This window comes from Bradyrhizobium sp. 44, from assembly GCF_023073095.1.
GTDB lineage: Bacteria > Pseudomonadota > Alphaproteobacteria > Rhizobiales > Xanthobacteraceae > Bradyrhizobium.
This window is the reverse complement of the sequence record NZ_JADPIY010000004.1, coordinates 45,410-65,091: the sequence shown is the minus strand read 5'-3', so window position 1 is coordinate 65,091 and position 19,682 is coordinate 45,410. Positions and strand designations below refer to the sequence as shown.

General features: G+C 64.2%; 14 protein-coding genes and 1 pseudogene. 3 read left to right on the top strand and 12 right to left on the bottom strand.

Annotated features, from left to right (window positions below):
- Window positions 1–16 precede the first annotated feature (16 nt).
- Genes IVB41_RS00320 through IVB41_RS00305 form a run of 4 tightly spaced genes read right to left on the bottom strand, consistent with a single transcriptional unit; the run spans window position 17 to window position 5,922 of the window.
- On the bottom strand, window positions 17–1,330 hold the full coding sequence (locus IVB41_RS00320; RefSeq protein WP_247425785.1) for an MFS transporter: 1,314 nt from the start codon (window positions 1,328–1,330) through the stop codon (window positions 17–19).
- A gap of 23 nt (window positions 1,331–1,353) precedes the next feature.
- Window positions 1,354–1,875, bottom strand: coding sequence for a PRC-barrel domain-containing protein (locus tag IVB41_RS00315; protein WP_027568795.1), 522 nt, complete (start codon window positions 1,873–1,875; stop codon window positions 1,354–1,356).
- A gap of 22 nt (window positions 1,876–1,897) precedes the next feature.
- Complete coding sequence (locus IVB41_RS00310; RefSeq protein ID WP_247288461.1) at window positions 1,898–4,102, bottom strand: amylo-alpha-1,6-glucosidase; 2,205 nt, start codon at window positions 4,100–4,102, stop codon at window positions 1,898–1,900.
- Between the two features lie 56 nt (window positions 4,103–4,158).
- On the bottom strand, window positions 4,159–5,922 hold the full coding sequence (locus IVB41_RS00305; RefSeq protein WP_247425783.1) for an ABC transporter ATP-binding protein: 1,764 nt from the start codon (window positions 5,920–5,922) through the stop codon (window positions 4,159–4,161).
- A 277-nt stretch (window positions 5,923–6,199) separates the two neighbouring features.
- On the opposite strand from IVB41_RS00305, the gene IVB41_RS00300 reads away from it, so the two are divergent.
- Complete coding sequence (locus tag IVB41_RS00300) at window positions 6,200–7,270, top strand: glycosyltransferase family 4 protein (RefSeq protein ID WP_247360063.1); 1,071 nt, start codon at window positions 6,200–6,202, stop codon at window positions 7,268–7,270.
- A gap of 184 nt (window positions 7,271–7,454) precedes the next feature.
- On the opposite strand, the gene IVB41_RS00295 is transcribed toward IVB41_RS00300, so the two are convergent.
- The 5 genes and pseudogenes from IVB41_RS00295 to IVB41_RS00275 form a co-directional block, all read right to left on the bottom strand.
- Window positions 7,455–9,386 (bottom strand): alkyl/aryl-sulfatase, encoded by a 1,932-nt coding sequence (locus IVB41_RS00295; protein ID WP_247425781.1) that lies wholly within the window; start codon window positions 9,384–9,386, stop codon window positions 7,455–7,457.
- Window positions 9,387–9,508: 122 nt separating this feature from the next.
- Window positions 9,509–10,789 carry a TRAP transporter large permease subunit gene (locus IVB41_RS35760; RefSeq protein ID WP_245287869.1) on the bottom strand — a complete coding sequence of 427 codons (1,281 nt, stop codon included), beginning with the start codon at window positions 10,787–10,789 and terminating at the stop codon, window positions 9,509–9,511.
- Window positions 10,790–11,008: 219 nt separating this feature from the next.
- Window positions 11,009–11,485 (bottom strand): annotated as a pseudogene (locus IVB41_RS35755) (TRAP transporter small permease); the annotation flags it as partial.
- A gap of 151 nt (window positions 11,486–11,636) precedes the next feature.
- Window positions 11,637–12,638 carry a DctP family TRAP transporter solute-binding subunit gene (locus IVB41_RS00280; protein WP_247425779.1) on the bottom strand — a complete coding sequence of 334 codons (1,002 nt, stop codon included), beginning with the start codon at window positions 12,636–12,638 and terminating at the stop codon, window positions 11,637–11,639.
- Between the two features lie 183 nt (window positions 12,639–12,821).
- The gene (locus tag IVB41_RS00275) at window positions 12,822–13,592 is read right to left on the bottom strand and encodes a methyltransferase domain-containing protein (protein WP_247425777.1); all 771 of its coding nucleotides are present in this window, start codon (window positions 13,590–13,592) and stop codon (window positions 12,822–12,824) included.
- Window positions 13,593–13,749: 157 nt separating this feature from the next.
- Between IVB41_RS00275 and IVB41_RS00270 the strand changes: the two genes are divergently transcribed.
- Window positions 13,750–14,493: an SDR family NAD(P)-dependent oxidoreductase gene (locus tag IVB41_RS00270; protein WP_247399649.1), complete on the top strand. Its 744-nt coding sequence runs from the start codon at window positions 13,750–13,752 to the stop codon at window positions 14,491–14,493.
- A 111-nt stretch (window positions 14,494–14,604) separates the two neighbouring features.
- On the opposite strand, the gene IVB41_RS00265 is transcribed toward IVB41_RS00270, so the two are convergent.
- Window positions 14,605–14,958 carry a UBP-type zinc finger domain-containing protein gene (locus IVB41_RS00265; RefSeq protein ID WP_081747934.1) on the bottom strand — a complete coding sequence of 118 codons (354 nt, stop codon included), beginning with the start codon at window positions 14,956–14,958 and terminating at the stop codon, window positions 14,605–14,607.
- Window positions 14,959–15,198: 240 nt separating this feature from the next.
- Window positions 15,199–16,260, bottom strand: a complete 1,062-nt coding sequence (locus IVB41_RS00260) for an isocitrate/isopropylmalate dehydrogenase family protein (RefSeq protein ID WP_247425775.1) — start codon at window positions 16,258–16,260, stop codon at window positions 15,199–15,201.
- A gap of 169 nt (window positions 16,261–16,429) precedes the next feature.
- Between IVB41_RS00260 and IVB41_RS00255 the strand changes: the two genes are divergently transcribed.
- Complete coding sequence (locus IVB41_RS00255) at window positions 16,430–17,818, top strand: MFS transporter (RefSeq protein ID WP_247425774.1); 1,389 nt, start codon at window positions 16,430–16,432, stop codon at window positions 17,816–17,818.
- Between the two features lie 4 nt (window positions 17,819–17,822).
- Here IVB41_RS00255 and IVB41_RS00250 read toward each other — a convergent pair whose 3' ends face one another.
- The gene (locus IVB41_RS00250; RefSeq protein WP_247425772.1) at window positions 17,823–19,442 is read right to left on the bottom strand and encodes a B12-binding domain-containing radical SAM protein; all 1,620 of its coding nucleotides are present in this window, start codon (window positions 19,440–19,442) and stop codon (window positions 17,823–17,825) included.
- Window positions 19,443–19,682: the final 240 nt, after the last annotated feature.

The following is a 19,682-nucleotide window of genomic DNA, read 5'->3' as shown; positions in this document are numbered from 1 at the left end:
TGGCCGGCTGATTGATTCAGCCGGCCATTTCTTTTGCTGCGATCATGCCCTTGCGCCGCGTCTCCGGCATCACAAGCAGAATGAGCAGAAGTCCCGTCGCCGCGACGCCGGACAGTCCGGTGAACGCCATGGCATTGCCGAATTTATCGCTGACATAGCCGCCGAGCGCGGTGCTCAGCGACGCGCCGATGCCCATGGCCGTGCCGACGATGCCCTGCGCAAGGTTGAAATGGCCGCTGCCGAAGGCGACGTCGGCCACGATCAGCGGGATCATCACCGCGAACACCGCCGCGGTGAGGCCGTCGAACACCTGCACGAGCACCAGCAGATACGGATCGCGCACGGTCGCGAACAGTAGACCGCGAATCGTCAGCGCCGCGAATCCGATCAGCAGTAGCGGCCTGCGACCCCATGCTTGCGCCTTGCGCCCGACGCTCGGCGACAGCAGTGCCACGATCGCCTGCGGCACGACGATGCAAAAAGCGACGAGCACCGTCGCCCACTCGCTCGATCGCGCCGTCACCGCGCTTGCCATCAGCGGCATCATCGACGCGTTCGCGAGCTGTAACAAGAGCACGCTGACCGCGAAGACAACGAGCGGCCGCTGCCGGATCAGATGCCAGATATTGGTGTCGCCGCGATCCTCCGCCTCGCGCGGCATCTCGCCGTGACAGCGCGCGATGTCGACCTCGTGCTCGCGGATGCGAGAGAGCGCGATCAAAGTGGGGATTGCGAGCAGGAAGGTCACCAGGAATACCGAGCGGCTCGACAGCAGATAGCCGGCCGTTCCCATCACCGCGGCCGCAACGCCGTTACCAAGCGAAGCAAATCGCGCATTGCGGCCGAGACGCTCGCCGATCGCGAGCGGGCCGACCAAACCGAGGCTGATCGCCGCGATCGCCGGTCCGAGCACGCAGCTCGCTGCCGCATGCAAGGTGGCCGCAGCCACCACCACGGGGAAGATCGGCATCGCCGCATAGGCGAGCGCGCAGCAGCCGATGGTGGCGATCGCGAGGCCGGCGACCAGCCGCTCGGATTTCGCGGCATCGATGATGGCGCCGCCTGGCATCTGGCCGATCAGGGCAACGATGCCCCCGATCGACAGCACGAGGCCGATCTCGACCTGGGTCCATTTCTGAGTCGTCAGATAGACCGCGATGAACGGCCCGAATCCGGTCTGCACGTCGGCGAGGAAGAAGATGAACCAGTCGAGGCCGCGCAGGCTCTGGCGCGACGGCGCCGGAATGCCGGCCGGCGACGGCGCCGAGACGTTATCCTGCTCAACGCGGCCCTCGCGATCCGCATGATTCGGCTTCCTCGACAACAGCACCGGCGGCCACCCCTCCCCGCGCCTCACTGAACAGCTTGCAGCGGCTGCAGGCTGCCGGACGCGCCGAGCACCACCATCGGCGTGTCCTCCTTGTATTCTGGCGCGGCTGCGACCTGTGCCTTGGTCAATTCCAGCGTGATGCTGTCCTTCTTGTTGACGATCTTGCCGAACCGCATCGCGTTCCAGTCCACCACGATCTTGCGGCTGCCGACGCCGAGGAAGCCGCCGAAATCGATCACGGCAGCGCGCACGTGCCCGCTCCGATCGACGATGACGTCGACGATGCGGCCCATGTCCTCGTTCGCCGCGCTGAGCACGTCACGGCCAAGCACACCGTGCGCATCGCTCGCGCCGATGATCGTGACCGACGGCGGTGGCGCGGCATTCTTTGGCGTGACGGGGACCGATGACGCCGGCGGTTGCGCCGTCGGCGGTGCATTCGCTTCAGTCGCGGGTGCGGGCGACTCCTCCGCGGCACGTGACACGGCGAGCGTCATTCCGCCGACGATCACGACGCCCAAGGCCAACCATCCGGCGGTACGCATGCACCCTCCTTCCGGCGCGCCGCTAGCGCGCCAGCACGATCGAGACCTGAATCTGGCCACGCGTGCGCAACACCTCCAGCGCCACGTCGTCGCCATGGCGGCTGACGCGCAGGTCCACGCTGGACTCGCCAAGACGCAGATCGCGCAAGATCACCTCATGCAGAAACGCCGGCAGATGCGGATTGCGCAGCCGGATCTCGCCGCGGTCCACGTCGAACTCGATGCCCAGCGCCGCCTCCAATAGCGTGAACGCCGTTGCGCTGGCCCAGGCCTGCGGCGCGCAGGCGACCGGATAGAGCGTCGGGCCGCGCCGCTTTTCGCGCCGGAAGCCGCAGAACAATTCGGGCAACCGGCGCAGGTCCATGTAGGTCGCGGCGTCGAACAGTCCCTTGAAGACATGCGCGACCGAATGCTTGAGCCCGTAGCGCGCGAGCCCGAGCGCGATCAGCGCATTGTCGTGCGGCCAGATCGACCCATCATGATAGGACATCGGGTTGTAACGCACCTCGCCGACAGCGACGGTGCGGATGCCCCAGCCCGAGAAGAAATGCGGCCGCATCAAATCGGCGGCGACGAGGCGCGCGCGGTCCTCGCGGATCATGCCGCTGAACAGGACCTGGCCGGCGTTGGAGGTCCGCACCTTGCAGGGCCGCTTCTTGCCGTCGAGTGCAAGCGCATAGGTGCCGAGCTCCTCGCACCAGAACGCGGCCTCGAAACGCTCGGCCAGCGTCTTGGCCTCGGCCTCGAGCTTCCTGGCAAGATCGGGTTTGCCGAGCCGGAGCGCGCAGCGCGCGGCGAGCCGCTTGGCGGCAAAGACGTAACCTTGCACCTCGGCCAGCGCGAGATTGCCTTCCGCAAGCTGGCCATCGGCATGGAAGATCGCGTCGTAGGAATCCTTCCAGCCCTGGTTGGCGAGGCCCTTTTCCGTAGCGCGCTGATATTCGACGAAGCCGTCCTTGTCGGGGTCACCGGGGCCGTCGATCCAGGCCAACCCCGCCTCGATGGCCGGCCACAGGTCGGTCAACGTCGTCTCGTCGCCGGTGCGCTCGAAATAGCTTCCCGCCAGCAGGACGAACAAGGCCGTGGAATCGACGCTGCCGTAATATTGCGCGAACGGTACCTCGCGCAGCGCCGCCATCTCGCCGCCGCGCATCTCGTGCAGGATCTTGCCCGGCGCGGCATCGGCGAGCGGATCGACCGCCTTGGCCTGGAAATGGGCGAGCCGCCGCAGCACACCCTTGGCGATTCGCGGATCGACCCACAGCATCTGCAGCGCCGTGATCAGCCCGTCGCGGCCGAATGTCGTCGAGTACCAGGGAATCCCCGCATAGGGATAGCGGCCCTGCGGCGTCTCCGTCATCAACATGTTGAGGTCGGCCATGGCCTGGCACAGCACCTCATTGAAGATGTTGTTGGAGGTCTCGATGCTGGTGGCGCCCATCGTCGATTGCCGCATCTCGCGGCGATGGGCGAGCAAACTCTGGAAAAAGCGCGCCGGCTTCTCCGCGATCGGCCGATTGCAGGACACGGCCACGAACAGGGATTTCGACTCGTGAGGGTCGAGTTCGAGCTGCCAGGTCGCGGCATTCACCGACAGCTTCGTCGGGCGCGGGTCGAAATGCAGGCCCGTGGTGCGCTCGGCGTCATCGAGACCGCGGTAGTCGAACAGCACGTCGGTTGGTCCCAACAGCCGGCTCGAGCCGATGCCGCGGCGCGGGCGCCGCTCGCCGCGGACTTCGAACAGATCGGCGAAATCGTTGTCGAACAGCAGCGTCAGCGCGAAGCCGGCCGGGCGGTCGCCGTGGTTCTGCACGCCGATGCGCTGATAAGCGGTGCCGCGCCACAGGAAGATCGTGCGCACGATGTGCAGCAGATCCTTTTGCAGCACGAGGCTGCCCTGCCGGTAGATGTCCGGATTGGTGAGATCGACGGTCAGGGCTGAATTGTCGTCGCGCAGGTTCGAGCCCAGCAGCAACGGCTGGAGATCGTCGAGCACGAGCTCGAGCCTCGCGAGGTAGCGCGTGTCGTGATGAAACAGCCCATCGGGCCCGCCGGCCGAAGCGCCGATGTCGCCATGGCTGTCGAGCACGATAAAGGTGTCGTCGTGCTTGAGCGAACGCCGCGGCCGCGCCGACGGTCCTGTCATCGGAATATAGAAAGGCTGCTCCGCGACCTGGTCCACGGTCCGCGTCACGGAGACGAATTGGGTAACGGCTTCAGCCGACATCAGCAGCTCCCCTGCGCTTGTTTCGACACGCAACCGACTCGAACGCGACTGTTGGTTTACGCTGCGGCCTGGGCGAGCCGGCTCATTTCCTGCGTGACCAGCTCACGATAGGGCCCGTGGCCCTGCATCAGACGCTCAGGCGACCCGTCCTCGATGATCTTACCACCCCTCAACACGACCACGCGATCGAAATTGCGCAGGGTAGCGAGGCGATGCGCGATCGCGATGACCGTGCGGCCGCGCATCAGCCGCGACAACGCCTCGCGGATCGCCTCCTCGGATTCGCTGTCGAGCGCGGCGGTCGCCTCGTCCAGCAGCAGGATCGGCGCGTCCTTCAGGAAGGCGCGCGCAATCGCGATGCGCTGGCGCTGGCCGCCGGACATCTTGACGCCGCGGTCGCCGACCATGGTGTCGAGACCACCAGGCAGGCTTTCGACGAAATCGCAGCGCGCCGCAATTGCGGCACGCAGCACCTCGTCGTCGGTCGCGTTCGGGCGACCATAGCGGATGTTCTCGCGAATTGAGCGGTGGAACAAAGAAATGTCCTGCGGCACGACCGAGATCGCTTCGCGCAGGCTCTGCTGCGTCACCTTGGAAATGTCCTGGCCGTCGATGGTGATGCTGCCCTCGTCGGTATCGTAGAAGCGCTGCAGCAGCGTGAACAACGTCGACTTGCCGCCGCCGGACTGGCCCACCAGGCCGACGCGCTGGCCGGGTTGCAGGCGCAGGCTGAAGCGCTCGAAGATCTTCTCAGCCCCGGGATAGCCGAAGGTGACATTGTTGAACGCGATCGCGGCGCCGCTCTTCACCAGCGGCTCGGCCTCGGGGTGGTCGCGCAATTCATGCGGCACAAGCAGCGTGGCAATCGCCTCTGTCAGACGGGCAACGTGCTGGGTGACGTCGACCAGCGCCACCGCGAGATCGCGCGTCGCGTTCAGAATGGAGAGACCGAGGGTGCAGACCAGCACCACGTCGCCGGTGGTCGCCCGGCCGTCCTGCCAGAGCATGATCGCCCAAGCCATCAGGGCGATCGTGAGCACGACAGTGACGCCGGCATGGATAAGCCGCAGCTTCTCCAGATAGCGCAGGCTGCGGCCGCGTGCGGCGAGCTCCCGGTTCACAGTCGCGTCGAACCGCTCATGCTCGTGCCCGATGCCGCAGAAGGCGCGCACCAGCGGCATGTTGCTGATGACGTCGATCATCTCGCCGTCGACGACGGCGGCCTTGTCGGCGAAGTCGTCATGCAGCGGTTTTCCTGCGGCGGCGAGGCGGAACATCGCAAGCACCATGCCGCCGGCGATCACGATCAGGCCGAGCGCCATGTAGGGACTGACGGTTCCAATCAGCGCGATGGCCGCAACCGTTGCGATGCACGGCGGCAGCACATTCCAGACGAACATGTTCTCGACCGTGAACACCGCATTCGAGGTCGCCGTGATGCGGCTGGTCAGCATGCCGGGCATGCGGTCGGAGAAGTAGCTCGGCGCGTGGCCGGTCAGATGACGAAAGATGTCACGGCGCAGATCACCCGTGACACGCACGAAGGTGAAGCTGGCCGTCCAGCTCGCGATCCGCCAAAGGAAATTGTCGGCGGCGATCAGCGTCATGAGGAAAATGAATGCCAGCCATACGCTCCCACCATGCGCAGCGCCGGCCGACAGACTGTCGACGAGGGATTTGACGCCATACTGCGTGCCTACGGAGCAGGCAACGGCCGCGACGACTGCGGTCAGGATCACGAGATGCGACGCGAGCCGACGCCGAAGATAGCGCAAAACAAAGGCAAACGGCCGATGCGCATACCCAGAAAGATGATCCATGTGATTATCGACCCCGTCGTGATGTTTTCAATTTTTCTGTTAGTCGACTGAACATCGACCACTTCGCCTCGGTTCCCGGGCACACTGATCACGACATGCGGATGCGGGCGTTCTGCGATGATGTGATGGCAGCATCGCGACGAGCATCCGACGTGTCGAATAAGTAACGTTCGGAAGGAGGAACTTCGCAAGTGCGGGAACGTTCCCTTGATTGGCATGCCGGTGCTGAACAGGCGGGGGCTTTCTACAATCATGATCGCACAGAGGAGATGGTGAGATGCGCATCGCGCAGGTTGCTCCGTTGACGGAGGCAGTTCCACCCAAGCTTTATGGCGGCACCGAGCGGGTGGTGCACTGGTTGACGGAAGAGCTGGTGGCTCTTGGCCACGACGTGACGCTGTTCGCCAGCGGCGATTCGCAAACCTCGGCGAAGCTGGACGCGTTATGGCCGCGGGCGCTCCGCCTCGACGGTTCCGTGCGCGATCCCAATGCTCTGCACATGGTGATGCTGGAGCGGGTGCGGCAGAAATGTGACGACGAGGAGTTTGACTTCCTCCATTTCCATCTCGATTATTATCCGTGGTCGCTGTTCTACCGGCAGCCGACGCCGTTCCTGACCACGCTGCACGGCCGGCTCGATCTGCCGGAGCATCAACCGGTTTTCAATACCTTCTCGAAGGTCCCCGTCGTCTCGATTTCGAACGCGCAACGCCGGCCGGTGCCGCAGGCGAACTGGGTGAGGACGATCCACCACGGCCTGCCCGAGAATCTCCTGACGCCGAAGCAGGCGAAGCAGGAATACCTCGCCGTGCTCGGCCGTATCGCGCCGGAAAAGGGCGTCGATCGCGCCATCAAGATCGCGACGCATTGCGGCATTCCGCTCAAGATCGCAGCCAAGGTCGATCGTGCCGACCAGGATTACTATGACGAGCTGATCCGGCCGATGATCGAGAACAATCCGCTGGTGGAATTCATCGGCGAGATCAGCGATCACGAGAAGTCGGACTTCTTGAGCGGCGCGCTGGGCCTTTTGCTGCCGATCGACTGGCCGGAGCCGTTTGGCCTGGTGATGATCGAAGCGATGGCCTGCGGAACGCCGGTCATCGCCTTCAACCGCGGCTCGGTGCCGGAGATCATCGACGAGGGCCTCACCGGCTTCGTCGTCGAGGACGTCCTCAGCGCCGCCGGCGTCGTCGGCCGCCTGCAGCAACTCGACCGCTCCGTTATCCGCAAGCAGTTCGAGACGCGCTTCACGGCGCGGCGCATGGCGCTGGATTATCTCGCGGCCTATCGCAGCCTTGGCGAGGAACAGGCGCCGCGGATCAAGCTGGTGAGCAGCGCGGAGTAGCAGGAGCACGCGCCCATCCCATCGCGACCGTCATGGCCGGGGCATGTCCCGGCCATCGACATTTGTGGGGGCGCGCTCCTCTCTATCAACCGTCATTGCGAGCGCAGCGAAGCAATCCAGACCGTCCCCGCGGAGAGATTCTGGATTGCTCGCTGCGCTCGCGATGACGGAAGAAGGCTTAGCGCTATCTCACCACCGCCCGCTTCGGCTCGACGATCTCGAACATGCGCGGGAATTCGTCCATCAGGCCCATCAGCTCGGCGAGGCGCATCGGGTTGCCGGCGAACTTGACCTTGCCGCCGGCCACGGCCTCCGGGAAGCTGGTCAGTTTCGCGATCACCTCGTCGAGCGTCGACCGCGCCAGCGTGAAGCTGGCATCGGCGCTTTCCGCCTGCATGCCCTCTGTGTAAGTCAGCGCGCAGTTCTCCAGATTGAGCACAAAGGTCTCGCCGGTGTCGGAAAAGCTCCAGTTCAGCACGATGTGCTTTCCTTCCGCCTTCGGTCCGTTGAGGCGGATGCCGAGCACGTCCCAGAGCTGTGAGGTGCGCAGCGCCGCCAGCGTCTCGCGCGGCATCGGCGGCCGCGCCGGCACTTTCGGCATGCCCTGGCGCAATTCCTGCGCGCCGAACAGATAGGCATTGCGCCAGGTCGCGCTTTCAGCCGCGTAGCCGAGCTGCTCCAGCGTATCCGCGAGCAACGCACGCGCAGCCTGATTGTCCGGCTCGGCAAAGACGAGATGGCCGAGCGCCTGCGCCACGAAGCGGAATTCGCCCTTGTCGAAATCGGCACGCGCCCGCGCGAGGATGGCGTCGGCGCCGCCCATGTACTCCACATATTTCTTGCCCGACTCAACCGGCGGCAGCGGATCGAGATTGACCGGATTGGCGTCGTACCAGCCCAGGTACTTTTGATAGATCGCCTTCACATTGTGCCGGATGTGGCCGTAATAGCCGCGGCCGTGCCAGGCGCCCTCCAGGCTCTCGGGCAGCTGGATCGTCTCGGCGATCTCGGCCGCGGTGAGACCGTGGTTCATCAGGCGGATGGTTTGGTCATGCGCGAACTTATAGAGGTCGCGCTGCTGCCGGATCATCGTGCCGATGCGTTCGCGTCCCCACACCGGCCAGTGATGCTGGCCGCACATCGCCTCCGCCTTGCCATCCCAGAGCTGCAAGGCCTCGCCCAGATATTTCGACCAGGCCAGCGCGTCGCGCACGTCGGCGCCGCGGAACGGCAGCAGATTATGGAAATTGTGGGTGCAGTTCTCGGCGAGGTTCAACAGCTTGTAGCGCGGGATGAAGAAATGCATTTCCGCCGGCGCTTCGCTGTTCGGCGCCATCTGGAATTCGAATTCGACGCCGTCGATCACGCGCCGGTCGCCGGTCGCCATGATCAAATCGGTCGGCCGCAGCAGCGCCACCGAACCTGCCGCCATCGACTTGCCGAGACCGCAATCGACCTGCCCGCGCGCGCCCTTGGCGAGGAGCGGCCCGAACTGGTACTGCGCCCGGCGTAACATCGCAGGTCCCGCGATGATGTTCTCGGAGACGGCATGCTCCATGAACAAGTTCGGCGCGATGACCGGCACGCGGCCGGTCGCGCGTGCATCCTCCTCCAGCACGCCGCGCGCGCCGCCCCAATGGTCGGTGTGGGTATGGGTGAAGATCACGGCCGCGACCGGTCGCTGGCCGCGATGCTTGTAGTAGAGTTCGAGCGCGGCGCGCGCGCCCTCGATCGAGGTCAGGGTGTCGACGACGATGACGCCGCTGTCGCCTTCGATCAGCGTCATGTTGGCGATGTCGAGCCCGCGCACCTGGTAGATTCCGGGCACGACCTCGAACAGGCCGTGCTGCATGTTGAGCCGCGACTGCCGCCACAGGCTCGGATTGACCGTGGCCGGCGCCTGCTCGGCGGCGAGAAAGCCGTAAGGCTCGAGGCTCCAGACCGTCCGCCCTTGCGGATTGGTGATCTCCGCATTTTCGATGGTACCGAGGAAGCCGCGCGCGGAATCGTCGAAATCCCGCGTGTCGGAGAACGGCAACGCATTCAGCATCGCCGTTTGCTGCGCGATAACGGACGGTGTTGCGCCCTTCGGCTCGTTGCTGGACGTGTCCGTCATCTTGATCTCCTCCCCGCCTGCGTGCGGCATCTAACCGCATCTCGCGGTCGATTGCCATGGTGGGGACGGAGTGATGCGTTTCCCCGCGCCCACAGGTGGAGAGGATGCAGCGTGTTCGCGGGCTACATGCCCAGCAATCTTGGCAGCCACAGCGACAGACCCGGCCAGTAGGTCACGAGCACCAGGAATCCCAGCATCGTCAGCAGCCACGGCCACACCGCGACCGTGAGCTCGGTGATACCCATCTTGGCGATGCCCGAGGCGACGTAGAGATTGAGGCCGACCGGCGGATGGCACAGCCCGACCTCCATGTTCACCGTCATCAGGATGCCGAAATGGATCGGATCGATGCCGAGCTTGATCGCAACCGGAAACAGGATCGGCGCCATGATCAGGATGATCGAGGACGGCTCCATCACGTTGCCGGCCAACAGCAGCAGGAGATTGACGACGAGGAGGAAGCCGATCCAGCCGAGGCCCTGGTCGATCATCCACTGCGCGAGCGCCTGCGGCACGTTCTCGTAAGTCATCAGGAACGAAAACAGGACGGCGTTGGTGATGATGTAGAGCAGCATCGCCGAAAGATTTGCCGACGACAGCAGCACCCGCGGCACGTCTCGCAGCTTCAGATCCTTGTAGATGAACACGGCGACGATGAAGGCGTACACCGCGCTGACGGCGGCAGCTTCGGTCGGCGTGAACAGGCCGCTGTAGATGCCGCCGATCACGATCACGATCAGCAGGATACCCCAGATCGACTTGCGGAACGCATCGAAGCGCTCGTAGAGGGTTGCTTTCGGCATCCTCGGATAGTCGTTACGCCAGGCCCGATAGAACGTCGTGGCGCCGAGCAGCATGGCGAGCACGAGCCCCGGCACGATGCCGGCGATGAACAGCTTGCCGACGGAGGTGTTGGTGGAGACGGCAAAAAGAACCATCGGAATCGACGGTGGAATGAGAATTCCCAGCGAGCCGGAGGTCGTGATCACGCCCGCCCCGAACCTCTTCGGAAATCCCTGCGCGACCATCGCGGGCAGGATCACCGATCCGATCGCAACCACGGTGGCCGGCGACGAGCCGGAAATCGCGGCGAACAGCGCACAGGCGACCACGCCCGAGAGCGCAAGGCCGCCGTACCAATGACCGACCAGCGAAGTCGCGAATGTGATCATCCGGCGCGCCACGCCGCCATGGGTCAGGAAGTTGCCGGCAAGGATGAAGAACGGGATCGCCATGATCTCGAAGCTCTCGATGCCGGTGAACAGCTTCAGCGCCACCGATTCCGTCCGCACGTCGGTCAACGTGAACATGAAGCTGAGCACGGTCAGACCGAGCGCGATCGAGATCGGCATGCCCGTGAGCATCAACGACAGCAGAAGGCCGAAGACGACGGCGACACGCAGGCCCTGCGGCAGCGTGATCACGTGCGCCGAATGGGCGAAGCACACGGCGACGATCAGGACCGGCAACAACATCAGGACCCAGCCGAGCGGGCTGCGTTCGTCGCGGACGACCTGACTGCGGGTGACCGGGGCCGGATGGACCGGGTCTATTTCGACGCCCTCGACGCCGGCCATATCGTGATGCGGCAACTCGCCGGTGCGATAGAACGACCAGGCGACCTGCAGGAAGCGGAAGCACATCAGCCCGGAGCCGAGCGGAATGGTGAGATACACCAGCCACATCGGCGCTTCCAAATCGTTGGATTGCTGGCCGGTCTGCCACATCTGGCTGACGAACGCGGCCCCGAAATAGCACACGATGGCCGTAAAAAGGGCGCCGCACATCAGGCCGAACGTGATGACGCGGCGGCGCGATCCGCCGGGAAGGACATTGACCAGGACGTCGACGCCGACATGGATGCCGGTGCGCACGCCGTAGGCCGCACCGAACTTCGCCATCCAGATGAACATGTAGATGCAGAGTTCCTGCGCCCAGGACAGGTCGAGAGCGGCAAGCCAGACGAACGCGGCTCGCGCGGGGACGGCCAGCAAGGCCAGGTTGCGCGCCTCCGCCCATTTGGCGATGTCGATCGACAGCCCGGCGCCATATCGGTGCAGCACGGCAACGAAGATGAGCGATGTCGCGGCCGCGATCATCGTCGCGATCAGCCATTCCTCGAGATGATCGAGCACACGATTCAATGCACGCAGCAACTTGGTCCCCTCAGCTTGGCTCATCATTCAAGAGCAACGGCCGGGAGTGCGATCACCCCCGACCGTTCATGGTTGTTCTCAAAACGCGCCGGCGTCAGTTCATCTTGACGTCGAGTTCCTTGGCGACGAGATCGAGCACCTCCTGCCCAACCCGCCCCTTTGCCCATTTGTAGGTCGGCTGCATCGCTTCCTGCCACGCCTTGCGATCGGCGTCAGTGAGATAATGCAGCGTGGTCTTGCCCGTCTTCTTGATCTCGGCCAGCGCGTCCTCGTTTTCCTGGTGCGCGATCTGGTTGGTGTAGTCGGTCGCCTCGTTCATCGCCTTCTCGAGCTGGGCGCGGATATCGGGCGGCAGGCCGGACCAGAATTTCGAATTGACGATGACGGCATATTGCAGGTGCGCGTGATAGGACACGGTGATGTCCTTCTGCACCTCGTAGAATTTCTGCGTCAGGTAGTTGGACGCGGTGTTCTCGCAGCCGTCGACCACGCCCGTCTGCAAAGCCTGGTAGACTTCGGAAAACGCCATGATCTGGGGGATCGAACCCATGATCCGGAGATATTGGTCGGCGACCTTCGATCCGGAGATGCGGAATTTAAGACCCTGGAAATCGGCCGGCTTCATCAGGGCACGGTTGGCGGAGAGCATGTGGAAGCCGTTGTCCCAATAAGCGAGCCCGGTGATGCCTTTGGTCTCCAGCTTATCGAACAGCCACTTGCCGATCGTGCCCTTCATCGCGTTGGAATAGGTCTGGTCGTCCTTGAACAGCCAGGGCAGGTCGAGCGCCTCGAACTCCTTGATCCCGAGCGGTGCGAACTTCGCGGTCGAAGGCGCGAGCATGTGCACCGAGCCGAGCTGCAGCGCCTCGATCTCCTCCTTGTCCTTGTACAGCGTGGAGTTCGGGTAGATTTCGACCTTGACCTTGCCGTCGGTGTATTTTTCCGCAAGTTCCTTGAACTTCAGGGCGCCCTTGCCTTTGGGCGTGTCGTTGGCGACGACGTGGCTGAATTTGATGACGATCGGGCTCTGGGCCTCGACAACGGCTGGCGTCAAAAGAATGACTGCGGCCGCGACCGCAAGAAGCAGCTTGCGCATGAACGAACCTCCCAACAACCTCTAAAACCGGGTCTTTTTGTTTTCCGATTTCAGTACTGACAGCAATCCGCCACCCGAACAACTAGACCTAAGCCCAATTTGCCGCAGCCAAGCTATCTTGCGCAACCCGGCTCCTGCTGCCGTTCCCGAAGCGAGCGCTTATGTCGCATTGCGGCAGTGCGATCAGCCGTTGCGCTGGGCAACCATGAACAGACGCCGGAACGGAAACAGCGTCTGTCCCGCGGCGTTCTTCGGATAGGCTTTCGCGACCCGCATCCCATAGGCAGCTTCGAACGCGGCCTTCTCGTCGCCCTGCAAGATGTCGAGATAGCGCGTCAGCCAGGTCCCCTTGGTCCATTCCTTCACGGGATTCTCGCCTTCCAGCACCTGCAGATATTCGGTCTCCCAGATGTCGATATTGGCCGACATCGGAGCAAGAAGACCGTGATAATAGGCCGGCGCTTCGACCGGCGGCGGCGTGACGAGATGCTCGACCTTGGAACGCCAGGGACCGTTCAGCGCGGTCTCGCCGATCAGCACATGCGAGGGCGCCAGAAAATTGCGCGGCATCTGCACAGCGAGCATTCCGCCGGGCGTCACCTTCTCCATGATCGATGGAAACAGGGCCGCATGATTGGGCAGCCAGTGCAATGCGGCATTGGAATAGACGACGTCATATTGCTTCGTCGGGCGCCAGTGGCCGAGGTCCTCGTGTGACCATTCCACATCCGGCGCCGCCTTGCGGCCGGCGGCGACCATCTCGGCCGAACCCTCGACACCGGTCACCGTCGCGTCCGGCCAACGCTCCTTGATCAGCTTGGTGACGTTGCCGGCGCCGGCGCCAAGATCGGCAATCGCACGCGGACCAGCATCCGGAATCCGCATCAAGAGGTCGACGGCGGGTCGGAGCCGGTGGCCGGAGAATTTCAGATATTGCTGCGGATCCCAGACCATCGCTCGGGGCCTTTTCTTTTTCGTGTTTCCTTCAACGCGGCTCTTGGTTACCACTGCTCGTCCCGGTCGGGCAAATCAGGCTGGCGGGGACACGGCAGGAAACGAACAGAAAAACGAACAGCGACAAGCTGAAAAGAAAACAAGAGGGCGTGTCACCATGGATCTCGGGCTCACATCGAAAACCGCCGTTGTCACCGGAGCCAGCGTCGGCATCGGCCGTGCCATCGCCAAGGGCTTGGCTGCCGAAGGCGTGCGCGTCGTCGGCGTGGCACGGCGGACCGACCTGCTCGCCGAGCTGGTGAAAGAAGTCGGCTCCGGTCTGATCACGCCCTTCGAGCAGGACGTGATGGCCAAGGACGCGGCCGAGAAGATTTCGGCCTTCGCGCTCAAAGAGCTCGGCCATGTCGACATCCTCATCAACAATGCCGGTGGCAGCCGCCCCCTCCCCGTCGATGCCCCCGACAGCCAATGGGACGAAGCGATCGCACTGAATTTCACCAGCTATCGCCGCATCGCGCATGCGCTGCTTCCGCAGATGATCGAGCGCAAATGGGGCCGCATCGTCAACATCACCGGCAAGTCAGAGCCGGAAGGCCTCAACGCCGCGTTTGCCGCCAAAGCCGCCGTGCACGCCTGGGCCAAGGGCCTGTCGCGCGAGATCGGTGAGCACGGCATCACCATCAACTGCATCCCGCCCGGCCGCATCATGAGCGAACAGATCCGCCGCAACTACGCGCCTGATTATCGCGAGCGCTTCGCGGAGGAAGAGATCCCGGTCGGCTATTGGGGCGAGCCGGAGGACCTAGCGGCGTTGGCGGTGTTCTTGGCGTCACCGGTGGCGCGGTACATCACGGGCACGGTGATCCCGGTGGATGGGGGGCTGCGGAGGTATCAGTTCTAGAACCGATTGGACTTCGTAGGATGGGTAGAGCGCAGCGAAACCCATCGACAGCATACGACGTGAAACCTGATGGGTTTCGCAAGTGCTCTACCCATCCTACGGCCTACCGCCTTACTCATGCAGCAGCGTTTGCCAGTCTGGAGGCACCGCGCCGTCCGGTCCGGGCACCGGCTGATCCAACGGATGCGCGTGAGGACCTTGAAGCTTCGGGCCGGCGAAAGCCTCTCCCGTGCGATAGTCGTAAAACCATCGTTCGCCCGGCTCGAAGCTCGTGATGATCGGATGACCTGTCGCCGCGCTGTGTTTCGTTGCGTGCTGATTTGGTGACGCATCACAGCAGCCGATGTGACCGCATTCGACACATCTGCGAAGGTGAAACCACCACCCGCCCGCAGCCGAGCATTCCACGCACCCCGTTCCGCTTGGTTTGGCCGCGAGATTGATGCCACCCCTCTCAGACTTCATAGGTCAGCTCACTGAAATTGCCCGCGGCCACCACCGATGCATTCACGCCGCGATCTCCGCCACGATCGCATTTTGCCAGTGTTTTGCCCGACGGGTCAACGTCATGGCGGCGGCGAATGTCGTCGCGACGCGGTTCAAAAATCCCTTATCGATCAAGGGGCGCTCTACTGTGCATGGGGTTGTTTTCGCGTTTTTTGTTTCGGGCCCTCAAAAAAACCTCGCAAGCCCCCGCGTGACCACTCACCCCGCCTGCAGGATCTCCGCGATCGCGGCCCCCGCTGCGATCGTGCCGAGCTTGCCGCCGACGTCGCGTGTCGCCCTGCCCTCGCCGATCGCCTTCGCGACCGCCGCCTCGATCGCACGTGCGGCTTCCTCGTAACGCACCGCGCCGCTGTTCTCGCCGTGCCATCCGAGCAGCAGGGCCGTCGACAGGATCAACGAGACCGGATTGGCAACGTCCTGTCCGGCTATGTCAGGTGCCGAGCCATGCGCGGCCTGCGCCATGGCGTGGCTGTCGCCGACATTGAGCGAGCCGCCGAGCCCGAGGCTGCCGGAGAGCTCGGCGGTGAGATCGGACAGGATGTCGCCAAACATGTTGGTGGCGACGATGACGTCGAAGCGGTCGGGGTTGCGCACCACATGCGCCATCATGGCGTCGACGAGGATGTCGTCGACCCCAAGACCGGGATAGGCCTTCGCCGTCTCGCGGCAGATCTCGAGGAACATGCCGTCGCCAAGCTTGAGCACATTGGCCTTATGCACGATGGTCAAATGCTTGCGCCGCTTCATCGCCAGCCGGCACGCCGCATGCGCGATGCGCTCGCAGCACAGGCGCGTGATCCGGCGTAGCGAGATCACGACGTCCGATGTGACCAGCATCTCGCCATTGCCCTGCTCCATGTTGCGGTCGGCGTAAAACCCTTCCGTGTTCTCGCGCACCACGACGAGGTCGAAATCGCCGACCCGGCCGGACAGCCCCGCATAGGTGCGTGCCGGCCGGACATTGGCGTAGAGGTCGAGGTTCTTGCGAAAATGCCGCGACGGATTGATCTCGCCATGGGCCTCGTTCTTGAAATCGAAAGTTGCGGTCGGCCCGAGCACCAGGCTGTCCGCGGCGCGGACGATGTCGAGCAGCTCGGGGCGCACGGTCCTGCCAAATTGGTTGAGGCTCGCATGCCCGACTGCGTGCTCCTCCAGCCGCAGATTGAGCTGGAAGCGCTCGGAGGCGGCACGCAACACGCCTGATGTCGCGGTCGTGATCTCGGGCCCGATGCCGTCACCGGGCAAAACGACGATGTGCATGGCGGTCCCCTGAGATTGCAGCAGTTCGCGCGATCATACGCCGGCGCCCGAAATCATCGCCCAGCCTTCGCGCATACACAGCATGCAAGCATATGCCTGTGGAAGGCGGCCGCGCCGTAGTACATGCCAAGTCCCCTGTAGCCGGCCGCCGGAGCCACGCGCCCACGCAATGACAATCACGTTACCCGCCGGCGCGCGCGAGCCCGACCACACCATTTCCGACGGCCTTCCAGCCGCACAGCGGCGCTGGGCCATTGCGGCGATCTTCACCGCGCTGGCGATGGCCTCGCTCGACACCGCGATCGCCAACATCGCGCTGCCCGCCATTGCCGGCGACCTGCATGTCAGCCCGGAGCAATCGGTGTGGGTGGTCAACGTCTACCAGATCGCGCTGGTGGCGACGCTGCTGCCGCTGGGAGCACTCGGCGAGATCGTCGGGCATCAGCGCATCTATCTTGGCGGCCTGATCCTGTTCACCATCGCCTCGCTGTTCTGCGCGGTGGCCTGGTCGCTGGAGAGCCTGCTGGTTGCGCGCACGCTGCAAGGGCTGGGTGCGAGCGGCATCATGAGCGTCAACACGGCGCTGGTGCGCTTCGTCTATCCCGGCCGGATGCTCGGCCGCGGCTTCGGCCATAACGCGCTGGTGGTCGCGACCGCCTTCACCTTCGGTCCCTCGATCGCCTCCGCCATTCTCGCGGTCGGCCCGTGGCCATGGCTGTTCGCCGTCAACATCCCGTTCGGCCTCGTCGCGATCGGCATCGGATTTGCGATGCTGCCGAAGACGCCGCGCGCCGATCACGGCTTTGACTTTCTCGGCGCGGCCCTGGCGTCGGCCTGCCTCGGCCTGTTCATCACGGGCATCGGCAGTGCTGCGCATAATCTCTCACCGGTGGTCGTGGGGATCGAGCTGGTCACGGCCCTTGCGCTTGGCTTCATCCTGACGCGCCGGCACGCCGACCATCCGGCGCCGATGCTGCCGATCGACCTGTTCAGCCGGCCGATGTTCGCGCTGTCGGCAGCGACGGCGGTGTGTTCCTTTGCGGTGCAGGGCCTCGCCTTCGTCTCGCTGCCGTTCTATTTCGAGGACGTGCTGGGGCGTTCGCAGGTCGAGACCGGATTCTTCATGACGCCGTGGCCGCTGGTGGTCGGCATCATGGCGCCGATCGCCGGGCGCCTCTCCGACCGGCACGCGGTCGGACTGCTCGGCGGCATCGGCCTCGTGCTGCTCGGCCTCGGCATGGCGCTGCTCGCGATGCTGCCGGCCAATCCTGCGATCCCCGACATCATCTGGCGGATGGTGATCTGCGGCATGGGATTCGGCTTCTTCCAGGCGCCAAACATGAAGGCGGTGATGTCGAGCGCGCCACCGCATCGCAGCGGCAGCGCCTCGGGCATCGTCGCCACCGCGCGCCTGACCGGGCAGACGACGGGGGCGGCGCTCGCCGCAGCCTGCTTCTCGCTCGCCGGTCACGACGGCGCAGTCGTGGCCTTGGCACTCGGCGCCGGGTTCGCGGCACTCGGCAGCGTGATGAGCTTTTTGCGGCTGGCGGTGAAGTAGACCGTCAGGCCAGATGTCGGGCCGCCGTCACCTCGACGGTCGCGACCGGAATGACCGTCTCCTCGTCGAGTGCAGCGAGGCGCGTATCGATGGCAGCGATGACCTTGCGCGAGAACGGCCCGAGATGCGCATAGGCGGCGATCATCTGCACGGCGATCCGCGCCGATGTCGTGTCGCGCTTGGCGCAGTTCATGAAGGTCTGCCACAGCGGTCCGCGCGCCTCGGGAAGGGCTGTGACCACCTTGTGCACCGTTTCCATCGCGCCGATCCGTGCGCGGATATCGCCTTCCGCGAGCTCCTGGCGCTGGCGAGAGCGGTCGAGCAGGGTCATCAGACGGTCGATGCGCCTTGCATAGGCGGCCGGGCTGTAGATGTGCTCCAGCACGCGCTTGTAGTCCGTCAGGATGTCGCGCAACGGGCGTACCGGATCGAAGTTGATCCCGGCGGTGCACTGATCCGCGCCGATGGTCGGCGCCAAATCGTGGCCCGGATGCAGCCGGCCTTCGCGCTCGAGGCGACGCGTCAGCTGGGTGTTCGGCAAGGCATAGAGCAGGCCGACCATGCTGACCGGGATCGCCGCCTCCTCGATGAAGTCGATCATGGCATCCGCCATCGAGAGCTTCTCATTGTCGAAGCCGACGATGAAACCCGCGGTGACGAGCATACCCGCGGCGTAGATCTTGTGGATGCTCTCGGCGATGTTGCGCCGCGTGTTCTGCTTCTTCCGCATCGCGACCAGCGTCGCCGGATCCGGACTTTCGATACCGACGAAGATGGCGAAGAAATTCGCCTGGCCCATCAGGTCCAATAGCTCGGGATCGTCGGCCAGATTGACAGAGGCTTCAGTGGACAATTCGAAGGGATAGCCGTGGGCACGCTGCCATTCGGCCAGCTGGGGCAGGAACAGCCGGAGCGACTTCTTGTTGCCGATGAAGTTGTCGTCGACGAAGTCGAGATGGCCGCGGTAGCCCATGGCGTAGAGCCTGTCGAGCTCGACCAACATCTGCTCGTTCGTCTTGGTTCGCGGCACCCGGCCATAGAGCTCGATGATGTCGCAGAACTCGCAGGTGAACGGGCAGCCGCGGGAATACTGCACACCGAGATAAAGGTAGTCCTCGAACTTGAGCAGGTCGAAGCGCGGCACCGGCGTCTTGGTGACGTCGGCCTGGAATTTCGGCGCGATGAAGACGCCGGAGCGTGCGCCACTGTCCCACGCGGCGACGAATTCGTGGAGAACGCTTTCGGCCTCGCCGAGCACCTGGAAGTCGGCCCTCTCATAGATATGGGGGCTCGAGGTGGGATCGGGACCGCCGACGACCACCGGCTTGCCCGCGGCACGGCAAATTTCGATCAGGCGCAGCGTGTCGGCCTGCTGCGGCATCATTCCGCCGGTGAAGACGACGTCGGCCCAGGAAAGATCCTCGTCGCTGAAGGCTTCCGTGTTGCAATCGATCAGCCGGACCGTCCAGCTCTCGGGCAGCATCGCGGCAACGGTGATCAGCCCCAAAGGGGCCGCGGGGCGCTTTACGCCCAACACTTTGCAGGATTCGCCAAAGCTCCAGAAGGACTCTGCCGAGAACAGCGGATAGAGCATCAGGACTTTGCAAGGCTGCGGTACGTTCATGGAACCTCTTTTTGGCTGATTCCACTGTAGCAGAGCATTGTCGACTTGCACCCCGGCAAAAGGGACAAACTGTCGCTCTCGGTTCCAAGGGGCGGCGGCGCGGAAGCCGGTAGACGTCGCCCCAAGCCGTGCCGCGGGCGCCCAGGGAAGGAATCTCCGGCGGCTACCCCTCGGACTATTGATTTGAACGTTTCCAATTTGCCGGACACATTGCGCCGCCGAGTCCAGTCGATGGATTGG